Source organism: Allobosea sp. OAE752, assembly GCF_050433265.1.
Lineage (GTDB): Bacteria > Pseudomonadota > Alphaproteobacteria > Rhizobiales > Beijerinckiaceae > Allobosea > Allobosea spartocytisi.
In genome coordinates, this window is sequence record NZ_JBNPXO010000005.1 from 43,806 (window position 1) to 57,007 (window position 13,202).

Annotated in this window: 14 protein-coding genes; 8 read left to right on the forward strand and 6 right to left on the reverse strand. The window is 65.0% G+C overall.

Annotation, left to right across the window (positions count from 1 at the left end; genetic code table 11):
- Window positions 1-42 precede the first annotated feature (42 nt).
- The 8 genes from GGC47_RS14275 (at window position 43) to GGC47_RS14310 (ending at window position 6,754) form a co-directional block, all read left to right on the forward strand.
- Window positions 43-192, forward strand: coding sequence for a hypothetical protein (locus GGC47_RS14275; RefSeq protein ID WP_185747835.1), 150 nt, complete (start codon window positions 43-45; stop codon window positions 190-192).
- 232 nt (window positions 193-424) lie between these two features.
- A complete protein-coding gene (locus tag GGC47_RS14280; protein ID WP_142020940.1) occupies window positions 425-784 on the forward strand; it encodes a hypothetical protein in 360 nt (119 codons plus the stop codon).
- Between the two features lie 192 nt (window positions 785-976).
- Window positions 977-1,330 carry a hypothetical protein gene (locus GGC47_RS14285; RefSeq protein ID WP_142020939.1) on the forward strand — a complete coding sequence of 118 codons (354 nt, stop codon included), beginning with the start codon at window positions 977-979 and terminating at the stop codon, window positions 1,328-1,330.
- Window positions 1,331-1,386: 56 nt separating this feature from the next.
- Window positions 1,387-1,584, forward strand: coding sequence for a hypothetical protein (locus GGC47_RS14290; RefSeq protein WP_142020938.1), 198 nt, complete (start codon window positions 1,387-1,389; stop codon window positions 1,582-1,584).
- 1 nt (window position 1,585) lies between these two features.
- The gene (locus GGC47_RS14295) at window positions 1,586-1,843 is read left to right on the forward strand and encodes a hypothetical protein (RefSeq protein WP_142020937.1); all 258 of its coding nucleotides are present in this window, start codon (window positions 1,586-1,588) and stop codon (window positions 1,841-1,843) included.
- Between the two features lie 316 nt (window positions 1,844-2,159).
- A complete protein-coding gene (locus tag GGC47_RS14300; RefSeq protein WP_185747834.1) occupies window positions 2,160-3,119 on the forward strand; it encodes a class I mannose-6-phosphate isomerase in 960 nt (319 codons plus the stop codon).
- A complete protein-coding gene (locus GGC47_RS14305; RefSeq protein WP_142020936.1) occupies window positions 3,116-5,383 on the forward strand; it encodes a glycosyltransferase family 4 protein in 2,268 nt (755 codons plus the stop codon). Before GGC47_RS14300 ends, GGC47_RS14305 begins: the two co-directional genes overlap by 4 nt.
- Before the next feature lie 39 nt (window positions 5,384-5,422).
- Entirely contained in the window at window positions 5,423-6,754 is a 1,332-nt protein-coding gene (locus GGC47_RS14310; protein WP_142020935.1) for a glycoside hydrolase family 130 protein, read from the forward strand.
- 290 nt (window positions 6,755-7,044) lie between these two features.
- Here the strand turns inward: GGC47_RS14310 and GGC47_RS14315 are convergent, their stop codons facing one another.
- The 6 genes from GGC47_RS14315 to GGC47_RS14340 are packed head-to-tail and all read right to left on the reverse strand — an operon-like array spanning window position 7,045 to window position 13,188.
- Window positions 7,045-7,848: an MBL fold metallo-hydrolase gene (locus GGC47_RS14315; RefSeq protein WP_142020934.1), complete on the reverse strand. Its 804-nt coding sequence runs from the start codon at window positions 7,846-7,848 to the stop codon at window positions 7,045-7,047.
- A 7-nt stretch (window positions 7,849-7,855) separates the two neighbouring features.
- Window positions 7,856-8,656, reverse strand: a complete 801-nt coding sequence (locus GGC47_RS14320) for a TatD family hydrolase (RefSeq protein ID WP_142021076.1) — start codon at window positions 8,654-8,656, stop codon at window positions 7,856-7,858.
- Entirely contained in the window at window positions 8,656-10,215 is a 1,560-nt protein-coding gene (gene metG, locus GGC47_RS14325; protein ID WP_142021075.1) for a methionine--tRNA ligase, read from the reverse strand. The genes GGC47_RS14320 and metG overlap by 1 nt, the downstream gene beginning before the upstream one ends.
- A gap of 21 nt (window positions 10,216-10,236) precedes the next feature.
- A complete protein-coding gene (locus tag GGC47_RS14330; protein ID WP_142020933.1) occupies window positions 10,237-11,307 on the reverse strand; it encodes a DNA polymerase III subunit delta' in 1,071 nt (356 codons plus the stop codon).
- Window positions 11,307-11,957, reverse strand: a complete 651-nt coding sequence (gene tmk, locus GGC47_RS14335; protein ID WP_370954289.1) for a dTMP kinase — start codon at window positions 11,955-11,957, stop codon at window positions 11,307-11,309. Before tmk ends, GGC47_RS14330 begins: the two co-directional genes overlap by 1 nt.
- A gap of 1 nt (window position 11,958) precedes the next feature.
- Window positions 11,959-13,188 (reverse strand): D-alanyl-D-alanine carboxypeptidase family protein, encoded by a 1,230-nt coding sequence (locus GGC47_RS14340; protein WP_142020931.1) that lies wholly within the window; start codon window positions 13,186-13,188, stop codon window positions 11,959-11,961.
- Window positions 13,189-13,202 lie beyond the last annotated feature (14 nt).

Here is a 13,202-nt window from a genome sequence, read left to right on the forward strand (position 1 = left end):
AGGCAAGATTACGATGAAAACTGGGGGGGTGAAGCTCACATCATGCCGCTTGACGCGGCAATGAGCCCGCTAAAACGCCATTTGGAAAAAATCGGCGAGGTCATGAAAAAAAGAAACTGGGTCGAACACCGCGCCGGCCGGAAATACCGCGAATTCTGCGGTGCTCCTTCACAGTCGGCTCCCGCAGTGTGAAAAAAAACGCACGCCTTCACGCGAAAATGCTTCACCCGGGCCCGCCAACCGAGGCGCAGCTGATTACGGAATAAGCCGCGCCTCCCACGCATGACGGGCGACACGCACCGGCTGCGGAGCTCTTTCCCGGTGGTGTCACGTTGATTGCCTGCTGGACAAGGAAACGAATTCGAACTCGTGGCAGGCTCAGGCCGTCGGCGCGCAATCGCAACTCGATGAGGCGGCCGCGCTGATGCTGGGCCAAATCCTAGAGAAGCATGGACTGGCGGCCGAAGCGTTACCTCCAACCGCGCTGTTGGCTCCCGGCATGGAGCGCCTTGCCGAGCGCGGTCCGGCACTGATCTGCCTATGCTATATCGGGCCGCACAACGCCGCTCACATGAAGTATGCCCTCAGGCGCCTTCGCCGCCGCCTGTCGATGGCGATCCTCGTGCTTGGTAAATTGTCGCCGGTTCCCAGTCCCCTGGCGGATATCAAAGGCCCCTTGCCGACGAAGTGGAAACCTCTCTTCGAGGCATCTGCAGGTTGTGCCTTCAGTTCGCAGAAAAAAGAGGCACAGCAGACGATCAAACGCCTCATCTCAAATGAGTAGAGATTTGTAGATGAATAGTCTGAACTAACTGAATATTAATTGGAATTTCCAGCGTCATAAACTCATATAATGCGTGAAATAAAATTGATATTCGACCTCGCCTTGGTGAGAAAAATAACCTGAATTATTTTCTGTTTCCGTGCTATATTATTTAACGGAAGATTTTCATTCCGCAAATCGGAAGGGTTTTCCATGAAAATCCCCTTGCAAACCAAGCCTGCCATCTGGGGTGCCGTTGGTGGCGCGATTGCCCTTGCCGTTGTCGGATTCACCTGGGGTGGCTGGTCGACGGCGTCGTCGAGCGAACGCTTGGCGAAGCTCAGGGCCGAGAATGCCGTTGTCGCGGCCTTGTCTCCGATCTGCGTGAGCAACTTCCAAAAGCAGCCCAATGCCGATGCCGCCCTTGCCGAGCTGAAGAAGATCAGTTCGTGGAGCCAGGGCGATTTCATCGCCAAGGGCGGCTGGGCCACGATGATCGGCAGCCCGTCGCCGGACGCTGCCGTCGCCAAGGCCTGCGCCGAAACGCTCGGCACGGCCAGGACCTGAGACGATCGGCGACAGCCGCACGCAGCGACATCGCTCACGATCACGAGCCATTCCGCGTGAGCAGCGCGGAGATGGTGGCGATCATGTCGCCTCCTGCTCCGCAAGAGGAGTTTCATATGGCCAAGGGACAGACGCGCGGCAATCGAGAGGCCAAGAAGCCCAAGAAGAAAAAGGAAGCGGCGGCAGTGCCCGTGTCCGCAAAGGGCCTGCCAGTAGCGCTCGAACTCGCGGGAAAACCGAAGAAGAAGAGCTGACATGAATACCCGCAGCCGGGAAACCACGGTCACATTCAGGAAGCCGTTCAGGCTGAGCGTGTTGGACCATACGCAGCCTGCCGGCACCTACCGCGTGGTGGTCGACGAGGAGGAGATTCCAGCCGCCTCGTTCCTGGCCTATCGCCAGATCGCCACCATGCTGCACACGCCGTCGCTGTCTTCGTCGGGCAGCTCACAGGTGTTCGCGGTGAGCCCGGGCGAACTGGCCAGCGCGTTGGAGGCTGACCTCAGCGCTTGAAGCATTCCGGTGTGGAGGCCCGCGCGACAGCCTCCGCAGCGCCGGCACATGCGATATGCGCGGCGGAGGAACGCGATGCGTCACTCCGCCATCGCGCGTTTCGATCCCGAGTCGAACGACCGGATCGATCCGATCGCTCGTAAGATTGCTCCAAAACCAGGAGTGCGGCTGTGGCGTCCTTCCGAGCCGCGCCAGCCAGCCGAGGCCGCTTGCGATAGGCGATCGCTCGCGCCGGCGCCAGCGAACGGCCGCTACCCAAGACCGGCGTGGGACGATCCGTCGTCGATGGCCGGCCGCACGAACCAGGAGCCCTATCATGGCGCTCGAACAAGCCTGCATGGAACTGATCCCCAAGCCCTGGGGATCGACCGACCTGCTTCCCTGGAGCGGAACCGGGCATCCCGGCATTCCGATCGGCGAACTCCGGTTCCAGCGCTGCGACAAGCACGCACCGGAACCGGCCCTGCTGCTCAAGCTCCTGTTCACGGAGGAGGCTTTGTCGATTCAGGTACATCCGGACGATGCCGCCGCCCATGCGATGGGGCTGCCGCGCGGGAAAACGGAAGCCTGGTACATCCTGTCCGCTGCATCCGACGCGGCGGTCGGAGTCGGTCTCGAGGCTGCCGTCAATCCGGAGCGATTGCGGGCGGCCATTGCGGATGGCTCGATCGCCCAGCTCGTCGCATGGCACAAGCCGGCCGCAGGCGAGATCATCGCCGTCCCGGCCGGGACGATCCACGCGATCGGCGCAGGCCTCGTGCTCGCCGAGATCCAGCAGCGCAGCGACACGACGTTCCGTCTCTTCGATCATGGCCGTGCCCGCGACCTTCATATCGAGCAGGGCGTTGCCGTGGCTTATGCCGGGCCTGCGGAACGCACCGCGCCGGCACGGCGCCTGAGCGGCGTCCGGACCCTGCTCGTCGCAAATCCCTATTTCGTCTTCGAGCGGATCGACCTGCCTGCCGGATCGATCTGGGAGCTCGATGTCCGGTGCGAGACCTGGCTGGCTGCCATCGCCGGCGACGCCAGGATCGGCGCGTTCGAAATCGGCGTTGGCCAATGCTGTTTCATCGAGGCGCAGGCCGCGCGCATCGCGCCGGGCGAAGCCGGCCTGTCCTGCCTCGTCGCCTATGACGCCGCAACGCCCAACCGCGATCTCCTGCAACGGGTCGACGGGGAGGGCATGCCCCGGTTCCGCGAGACGGTTTCTCCGCCGACCGGGCCGCCACAGGCCGTTGCGAGTTCGCCAGTTCCGTCCACGGAGGCACGATCATGAGCCCGACCAAACGCATCGCCTTCATCGGCAACTCGCTGCCCCGCCGCTGCGGGATCGCGACCTTCACCACGGATCTGCAGCAGGCGATCGCATCCTCCGACGTCGACACCTCCATCGTCGCCATGAATGACGTGGGCGAGAGCTACGACTATCCGTTTTCCGTGCACTGCCAGATTTCCGACCAGCGGCTCGAAGACTATGCGCGTGCGGCCGATTTCCTGAACGAGGGCCGCTTCGATGTCGTCTCCCTCCAGCACGAGTTCGGCATCTTCGGCGGCGAGGCCGGGAGCCATATCATGGCGCTGCTGTCGCGCCTGACCATGCCCGTCGTCACGACGCTCCACACTGTCCTGGCCGAACCGAATGCCGCGCAGCGCGACGTGATGGAGCGGATCATCGATGCCTCGGCCCGCGTGGTCGTCATGGCGGAGAAGGGGCGCGACCTGTTGCGGACCGTCTATCGATTGCCGGCGGACAAGATCGAGGTGATCGCGCATGGCATTCCCGAATTCACCTTTGTCGAGCCCGATGAAGCCAAGGAGAGGCTGGGCTTCGCCGATCACTCCGTCATCCTGACCTTCGGCCTCTTGTCACCCAACAAGGGCATCGAGGTGATGATCGACGCGATGCCCTCGATCCTGAGGCGGCGTCCCGATGCGATCTATGTCGTTCTGGGCGCCACGCATCCCCATCTCGTCCGCGAGCATGGCGAGGCCTATCGCGAAAGCCTGATGGCGCGTGTTCGCGAGCTCGGGGTCGAGGATCACGTCGTCTTTCTCGACCAGTTCGTCGATCAGGCGACGCTGCTCGGCTTCATCTCCATGTGCGATGTCTATGTCACGCCCTATCTCAACGAGGCGCAGATGACGTCGGGCACGCTGTCCTACAGTTTCGGTCTGGGTAAGGCCGTGGTTTCGACGCCCTATTGGCACGCCATGGAATTGCTCGCCGACGGGCGCGGCATCCTCGTGCCCTTCGGCGACGTCGTCGCCATCGGCAACGAGATCGCGGGTCTGCTGACCGATGCGCCCCGGCGCCAGGCCATGAGGCTGCGTGCCTATGCGAGCAGCCGCTCGATGACCTGGGAGCGGACCGCGAAACGCTACCTCGCCGCCTTCGAGACGGACCGCCGAGGTCGTGTACTGAGCGCCGTTGCGGGCTTGAGCCAGCCGAGTGCCCTTCCGGCGACGGTCCCGCCGCCGGAGATGCAGACCGGCCACCTCCTGTCCATGTGCGACGATACCGGGCTGTTCCAGCACGCCGTTCACTCCGTGCCGGACCGCTCGCATGGCTATTGCGTCGATGACAACGCCCGCGCTCTGCTTCTCGCCAACACCCTGAGCGGTACCGGCGAGACGGGTCTGCCGGACGCACTTGCGACACGGTTCGCCTCCTTCATCCAGCACGCCTGGAATCCGGATCGGCGGCGCTTCCGCAATTTCATGAGCTTCGATCGGCGCTGGCTCGAGGAGGCCGGGTCGGAAGACAGCCATGGCCGCACGCTCTGGGCGCTCGGCGTCTGCGCCCGTGACGATGCGAGCACTTCGCGGCGGCAATGGGCTGCCGCGCTCTTCGCCGAGGCCCTGCCCATCATCGAGCGTTTCAGTTCCCCGCGCGCCTGGGCTTTTGCCTTGCTGGGCCTCGACGCTCATTGCGCCACTGCGGTGGCCGCGTCCGTGCGCACGCTTCTCGCCGACCGCTTGCTCGGCCTCATCACGGCGGTCGAAACGCCGGACTGGGTCTGGTTCGAGGAGGGGCTCTCCTATGACAATGCGCGCCTGTCCCAGGCCCTGATCGCGACGGGACTGGCGATGAAGGCGCCGGCCTATATCGAGGCCGGCCTGCGCTCGCTGCGTTGGCTCACGCATCTACAGACGACGCGGGCAGGCCTGTTCAGGCCGGTCGGCTCGGAAAGCTTCGGCGACCGGCGCAGCTCTCCGAAGGCTTTCGACCAGCAGCCGCTGGAGGCGACGGCGGCGATTTCGGCCTGCCTCGCAGCCTGGCGGGCCGATAACGACCCGCAATGGCGCAGCGAAGCCGCGCGCGCTTTCGCCTGGTTCCTGGGCGACAACGACCTCTCCACGCCCCTGGTCGATCTCGACACCGGCGCCTGTCGTGACGGCCTGCATCGCGACCGACCGAACGAGAACCGCGGTGGCGAATCCGTGGTATCCTACCTGCTCAGCCTCGCCGAGATTCGCCAGCTTGCCCGCGTCAGCGGGGATCGCCCGAAACTGGCGCCGCTTCGGGCCTTGCATGCCTGAGCCTTCGGCGACCTTGCTCAAAACAGATCGGCGGACGTCTTGTCCCAGCCCAGTTTCCTAAACCGACAGACCCTGCATCTGCGTCCAGACCCGTCTCGGGTCGTCGTGCGTCGGTTCGGTCCCGCCGGTGAGCCACAGGATTTCAATCCCGCCGAGAAGGCCAAGGCGAACCATATCGTCAACCGGGTTCTATCGCTCGACCCGGACGAGGCGGCGAATCTGCTGGCCGAGGTGCTCGAAAACTTCAACGGCCGGCACCGCAATCTGCTGGAGAGATTCGAGGCGCGCGCCGATGAGATGGAGGATGCCTTTGCCGCTCACGGCGCCTTCACCAAGGTCCAGCGCCAGCTGGTCGGAGCCTATTTCCTGCACGAGTATTCGTTTGAGGCGGCCGCGCTCTTCAACCCGAGCATCATCGCGCATCCCGACCAATCCAATGCTCCAGCCGGCGGGCTTCGCTTCATCCTCAGCGTTCGCGCGGTTGGCGAGGGGCATATCTCGTCCCTGACGTTCCGGTCCGGATCGATCGCGGCGGATGGCGAGGTCAGCGTCGACCCGACCTCGCGCCTGGCGACGATCGCCACCTTGCACAACCGGATGGCGCGGCTCGATGGCGAGGATGTCGAGGTCGTCTTCGCAGCCGATAGCGACATCAGCGAGCGGGTGATCTTTCCCGTGACCGCGGCACAGTCGAACGGCATCGAGGATGCGCGCTTCGTCGCCTTCGAGGAGGATGACGGCATCGTCTATCGCGCCACCTATACGGCCTATGACGGCAGGTCGATCCGCTCCGAGCTGATCGAGACCCGAGACTTCCTGTCGTTCCGGCTGTCGCCGTTGCGGGGGGCGGCTGCCGTGAACAAGGGCATGGCGCTGTTTCCGCGCAAGCTCGGCGGCCGCTACGCGATGATCTCCCGGCAGGACAATGAGAACCTCCATCTGATCTATTCGGATGATCTCCTGACCTGGGACGGCGGGGTCGCGCTCCTGAAGCCGCGATACCCGTGGGAGTTCGTGCAGATCGGCACTTGCGGCTCGCCGATCGAACTCGACGAGGGCTGGCTCCTCCTGATCCACGGCGTCGGAGCGGTCCGAAAATATACGATCGGGGCGGTTCTGCTCGACAAGGCGGACCCATCGAAAGTGTTGGGACGCCTGCGCCAGCCTTTCGTCCAGCCCGAGCCTTCGGAACGGGAAGGATACGTGCCGAACGTCGTCTACACCTGCGGCGCGATACGCCACCGCGACTTGATCGTCCTGCCTTATGCGGTCTCGGACACCTTCTGCCATTTCGCCACGGTGAAGGTCGCAGCCCTCCTTGAAGCCATAGAAGCTGAAGATAGCTGGATGCGTGCCGGCGCACAGGAATAGGCCGGCTACAGCGCCAGTTTTAGGGCGCGCCGGCCCATTCCTGTGCACGGGCACTCGCCGATAGCTTCACAATGCAACACGTCGATCGTTGTTTTTTGCAACAGATCCTCGTGTGTTGCCTTTTCGAATTTGCGTTATGCAACAGACCGTTGTTGCATGAAGCTGCAACTGCAGAATTCTCCAAGTTACACGTAAGACATTGCACTTACGAGAGTATCGAAGTGCAACAGTTGCCGAAACCGCTCGATCTGGAACATAAACTCATGCCGAAACACGGCCAGGGCCGGATGTCAGGCCCGTGTCTCGATGATCAGTCCATCATACGCAACCTCGATATTTCCCTCCAAACGTTTGGACAGGCTCGCATAATCGAGATCGGCATGGAGGTTCGTCAGGATCGCGCGCTTTGGCTTCAACGCTGCGATCGTCTCAAGCGATTGCGCGAGATGGAAATGGCTCGGATGCGGCGTCTCGCGCAAGCAATCGAGGATCAGCACATCAAGCCCCGCCATGGCCTCCAGGGCGGCCGGCGGGATCAGACTGACATCCGGCAGATAAGCCAGATCGCCGAAACGGAAGCCGAGCGCTTCGTAATTCGGCCCGTGCTCGACGCGGAACGGCAGCGCCTCGATCGGGCCTCCGGGGCCGTCGATCGTCCGGCTGCGCCCGGCGCTGATCTCATTCAGATCGAGGATCGGCGGATAGTAGCTGCCCGGCGGCATCTCGAAGAGATAGCCGAAGCGTCCATGCAGCGAAGCCTGCGTCGGCTTGTCGGCATAGATGGGGATGCGACGGTGCATGTGCAGGACCAGCGCGCGCAAATCGTCGATGCCGTGGGTATGGTCGGCGTGGTCATGCGTCATCAGCACGCCGTCGAGCGCCGGAACCTCGGCCGAGAGAAGCTGCTCGCGCAGATCCGGCGACGTGTCGACCAGCACCCGCGTCGTGCCGTCCGGACCGGAACGCGTCACCAGGATCGAGCAGCGCCGGCGGCGGTTCTTCGGATCGGCAGGATCGCAGGCGCCCCAGCCGGAGCCGGGCCGCGGCACACCGCCGGAGGAGCCGCAGCCGAGGATCGTGACCGTCAGCGCCATGGCCGGATCAGGCGACCTGCGCCACGGGCGCGGCGTGATCCATCTTCCAGTAACAACGCTGCGCGTTTTCCGTGGTGATCCGGGCGGCCTCGTCGAAGTCGACGCCGATCGTATCGGCCAGAACCTTCGCTGTCTCAGCGACATAAGCGGGCTGGTTACGCTTGCCTCTGAACGGCACGGGCGCAAGATAGGGCGCGTCCGTCTCGACCAGCAGCCGTTCGCGCGGAACCATGCGGGCGATCCGGCGCAGGTTCTCGGAGGTCTTGAAGGTCAGGATGCCGGAGAAGGAGACATAGAGGCCGAGCTCGACGCCGGTCATCGCCAGCGCTTCGCCGGCCGTGAAACAATGCAGGATGGCGGGGAAGGCGCCCTTCCCCATTTCCTCGCGCAGGATCGCCGCCATGTCGTCATCGGCCTCGCGCGAATGGATGACGAGCGGCAACTGCGTCATGCGCGCCGCGGCGATGTGCGTGCGGAACCCCTGCGCCTGCGCCTCGCGCGGGCTCGAATCGTAGTGATAGTCGAGCCCGGCTTCGCCGATGGCGACGCAGCGTGGGTGACGGGACAGCTCGACGAGCCGTTCGGCCGTGACGTCGAGCTCCTCATGCGCCTGATGCGGATGGGTGCCGACCGAGAACCAGACCGAGGGAAAGCGCTCGGCGATTCCGGCATAGTCCGCGAAACGCGCCACCCGTGTCGAGATCGTCACCATCCGGCCGATGCCGGCGGCCTCGGCCCGCGCGACATAGGCCGGCAGGTCCTCGGCGAAATCCGGAAAGTCGAGATGGCAATGCGTATCGATCAGCATCACGCGGCCTGACCATCCTCGGGCTCGACATAGCGCGGGAAGACCGCGCTCGGCGCCGGCAACGCTGTCCCGCTGCCCAGACGACCGGCCTTGCCGAGTGCCGCGAAATTGCGCGCCTCGGCCGGAACGCCAAGCAGGTCGAGCAATTTGCCCGCGGCCACCGGCATCACCGGCTGCACCAGGATCGCGACCTGCCGGATCACCTCGATCGTGACATAGAGCACGGTGTCACGGCGGGCCGGATCGGTCTTGGTCAAGCGCCAGGGCTCGTTGGCGGCGAAATAGCGGTTCGCCTCCGCCACCACGGCCCAGATCTCGGCGAGCAGGCTGTGCAGGGCGAAATCCTTCATCGCCTCGCGCGCCCTGGCGAGCGCGCCGTCGGCCATGGCGAGCATCGCGTCGTCGGCCTCGGTCAGCGTCCCGCAAGGCGGCACCCTGCCCTCGCAGTTCTTGGCGATCATCGAGAGCGAGCGCTGCGCGAGATTGCCGAGATCGTTGGCGAGGTCGGCATTGATCCGCCCGACGATGGCGTCATGGCTGTAATTGCCGTCCTGGCCGAAGGAGACCTCGCGCAGGAAGAAATAACGCAACTGGTCGACGCCATAGGTCGCGGCGAGGTCGAACGGGTCGACCACATTGCCGAGCGACTTCGACATCTTGGTGCCCTTGTTCAGCAAGAAGCCGTGGCCGAAGACGCGCTTGGGCAGCGGCAGCCCTGCCGACATCAGGAAGGCCGGCCAATAGACCGTGTGGAAGCGGACGATGTCCTTGCCGATGATGTGGACGTCGGCCGGCCAGTAATGGGCGCGCGGGCTCGCCGGATCGGGAAAGCCCGTTCCGGTCAGGTAGTTGTTGAGCGCGTCGACCCAGACATACATGACATGCTTCGGGTCGCCCGGAACGGGCAGCCCCCAGTCGAAGGATGTGCGGCTGATCGAGAGATCCTCGAGCCCGCCTTTGACGAAGGAGACGACTTCGTTCTTCCGCGTCTCGGGCGAGACGAAGTCCGGCACGTCCGCATAAAGCTTCAGCAGCGCGTCCTGGTATTTGGCGAGGCGGAAGAAATAGCTCTCCTCCTCGACCCACTCCACCGGGGTCCCCTGCCCGCCCAGCCGCGTGCCGTCGGGCTGGAGGGTGGTCTCCTCTTCGCCGTAGAAGGCTTCGTCGCGGACGGAATACCAGCCGGAATATTTGGCGAGATAGATGTCGCCATTGGCCTCCATCCGGCGCCAGAGCTCGTCGGTCGAGATCTTGTGGTCAGGATCGGTGGTGCGGATGAAACGGTCGAAGGAACAGCCGAGCGCCTGCTCCATCTCGTGGAAGCGGGCCGCGATCCCGTCAACGAACGCCTTCGGCGAAAGACCGTTCTGAGCGGCCGTGCGCTGCACCTTCTGGCCGTGCTCGTCGGTGCCGGTCATGGCGAAGACGTCGTAGCCGTCGAGCCGCTTGAAGCGCGCGATCGCGTCCGCGGCCACCATCTCATAGGCGTGGCCGATATGCGGCGGCCCGTTGGTATAGTGGATCGCGGTCGTCAGGTAGAATTTCGGGGCCGTGGCCATCATCTGTCCGAGAGCTTCGCTTCACGCTGCGCGCGAGCGGGAAACCGCAGCCGACAGATCATGAAACATCGACATCACCAGCGGGCGGCGGTCGAGATTATAGGTCTCGACCTCGCGCGCCGAACGTTCCAGCTTTTCCCATACCTCCGCCAGCGGTGCAAGGCGCGCCGGTTGCGCCGCAGCATGCGCGTGGAGATGGTCGGAGAGCCAGCCCTGCACCGTCTCGATCATCACGGCGAAGTCGCGCTCGCCGGCCTTGCCGGCGACGTCCTCGGCCAGCGCCAGCAGGGCAGCAAGGTCGATCTGCGGCAAGGCATCGAGCCGTGCCCGCACCGCCTCGACCAGCGCTAGCGTCTCGGGATCGACATAGGTCAGGGCGCGCCTGACCGAGCCTTCCGCGAGATGGGACGCCCGCAGCAGGGCCGACGCGTCGAACGGCGTCTCCATGCGCTCCAGGGCGATGCTCCCGGCCTCGAGCACCTGCTCGGCCGGCAAAGGCTCGAAGCTCAGGAGCCGGCAGCGCGAACGGATCGTTGGCAGCAGCCTTCCCGGCGCATGGGCGACGATGAGGAACAGCGCCCTTGGCGGCGGCTCTTCCAGCAGTTTCAGCAGGGCGTTCGCGGTCGGCCGGTCCATATCCTCGGCGGAATCGACGATGCAGATGCGCCAGCCGCCTTCCGCCGCGCTGGCGCCGAAGCGGTCGATGACGCGGCGAGCCGCATCGACGGGGATGTTGCTGGTGTAGCTCTTGCCGTCCGGCTTCAGGCTGCGGCGCAGCAGATGCAGATCCGGATGCGAGCGGGCCATGACGCGCCGCGTCGCCGGGTCGTTCTCCGGCATGGCGAGGCTGTCGCTACGGGCCGCCCGCTCCGAGGGATCGCCCGCCGCCAGCATGAAGCGCGCGGCACGATAGGCGAAGCTCGCCTTGCCGATGCCCTCCGGGCCGCCGAGCAGCCAGGCATGATGCATCCGGCCGCCGCGCAGCGCATCGAGGAAGGCGCGTTCCTGCGACGCGTGGCCGATCAGGGCCAGGGTCTCGCGCGGATGCGGCGCGATGGGCAGCCGGTCTGGTTCGTCGCTGGTCTCGCGCATCAGGATTCCGGTCCGATTGGGAGGCGGTCGCGCAGGGCGTTCCAGGCGGCGTCGGCGAGTTCTTCCGCCGGCAGCGCCGCATCGATCACGACGCAACGTTGCGGCTCGCGCCTGGCGATGTCCAGATAGGCCCCGCGGAGCTTGCGATGAAAGGCGAGCGCCTCGCCTTCGAAACGATCGACGCTCTCGCCGGGGCTGCGACGCTTGGCGGCGCGGGCGAGACCGATTTCGGGATCGAGATCGAGGATCAGCGTCAATTCCGGCATCAGCCCGTCGATGGTGACCTGTTCGAGCTCGCCGAGCAAACTCGCGTCGATATCGCCGAGGACGCCCTGATAGACGCGGGTCGAATCGATGAAGCGATCGCAGATCACCCAGTTGCCCTGCGCCAGAGCCGGGCGGATCAGGCGGTCGATATGGTCGATCCGCGCCGCCGAAAACATCAGCGCCTCGGCAAAGGCGCCGTATTGTTTGATGCGGCCGGCCAGGATGGCCTCGCGGATGGCTTCCGCCTTTGGCGAGCCGCCGGGCTCGCGCGTCGTGACGACGCTCGCGCCGCCATCGCGCAGCCGTTGCGCCAGCGTCCTCGCCAGCGTCGACTTGCCGGCGCCCTCGCCGCCTTCCAGCGTGATGAAATGACCGTGCTGCACGTCAGGACCGCGTGATCCGGGCGAGCGCCTGACGAACCCAGCCGGTCGAGACTTCGAGCAAGGCATCGAGCGCCCGGCTCTGCAAACTCCCCGCCTTGACCGTCTCCGCGGCGTAGAGCGGAACCTCCAGCGTCTTCACATCGCCGCGCGAGACGACGAGCTGCGCCACCGCGGCGCCTTCCTGCACCGGCACATTCAAGGGGCCCTGATAGACGATCCGGGCCGAGAGGCGCTCGCCCGTGCCACGCGGCAACAGCAGGCTGACCGCGCCCTTGGTCCGCAGGGCAATGCGGCCCTTCTCGCCGCCATAGACGCTGGCCTCGCCGATCACCTCGCCATCGGCGAAGAGCTGGCGCTTCTCAAAGGCTCGGAAACCCCATTCGAGCAGCTTGCGGGCCTCGGCGGCGCGGTCCCGCCCGTTCTTGAGCCCGTTCACCACGACGATCAGCCGCTGGCCGTTCTCGATGGCCGAGCCGACCAGCCCATAGCCGGATTCCTCCAGATCGCCGGTCTGCAATCCATCCGCCCCGATCTCCATCGTCAGCAGCGGATTGCGGTTGACCTGGCGGATCTTGTTCCAGGTGAATTCCTTCTGGCCGAAGATTTTGTAGAGCTCGGGGTAGGTCTTGACGATGTGGTTCGCCAACAGCGCGAGCTCGCGCGCCGTGACCCGCTGTTCGGGATCGGGCATGCCGGTCGCGTTGCGGAAGACGGATTTCGTCAGGCCGAGCGCCCTCACCCGCTCGGTCATGATACGGCCGAAGGTCGCCTCGTCGCCGGCGATCGCTTCGGCCAGCGCAATGGCCGCGTCGTTGCCCGCCTGGACGATCAAGCCCTGCAGGATGTCGGAGAGCTTGATCCGGCTGCGCACCATCGCGAACATCGTCGTGCCGCGCGCCGGGGCGCCGCCCTTGCGCCAGGCATTCTCGGAAATGCCGATCTCGCTATCGAGATTGAGCCGCCCTGCCCCGATTTCCTGGAAGGCGACGAGCGCGGTCGCGATCTTGGCCATGCTGGCCGGCACCATCGGATCGTCGGCCGACTTCTCGTAGAGAACCGCGCCGCTGTCGGAATCGAGCAGGAAGGCGAAGGGCGCCTGCGATTGGAAATTCTGGGCTCGCGCTTCGGGAGCCGCGACGAAGACGAGAAGCAGCAGCGCCAACCCGCGCAGAAACCTTCCCGCGAGGGGGAACGGCCTGCCTTGCGATGTCGGGTCAAACGTCGCGCTCATACTCCGATCTGAAG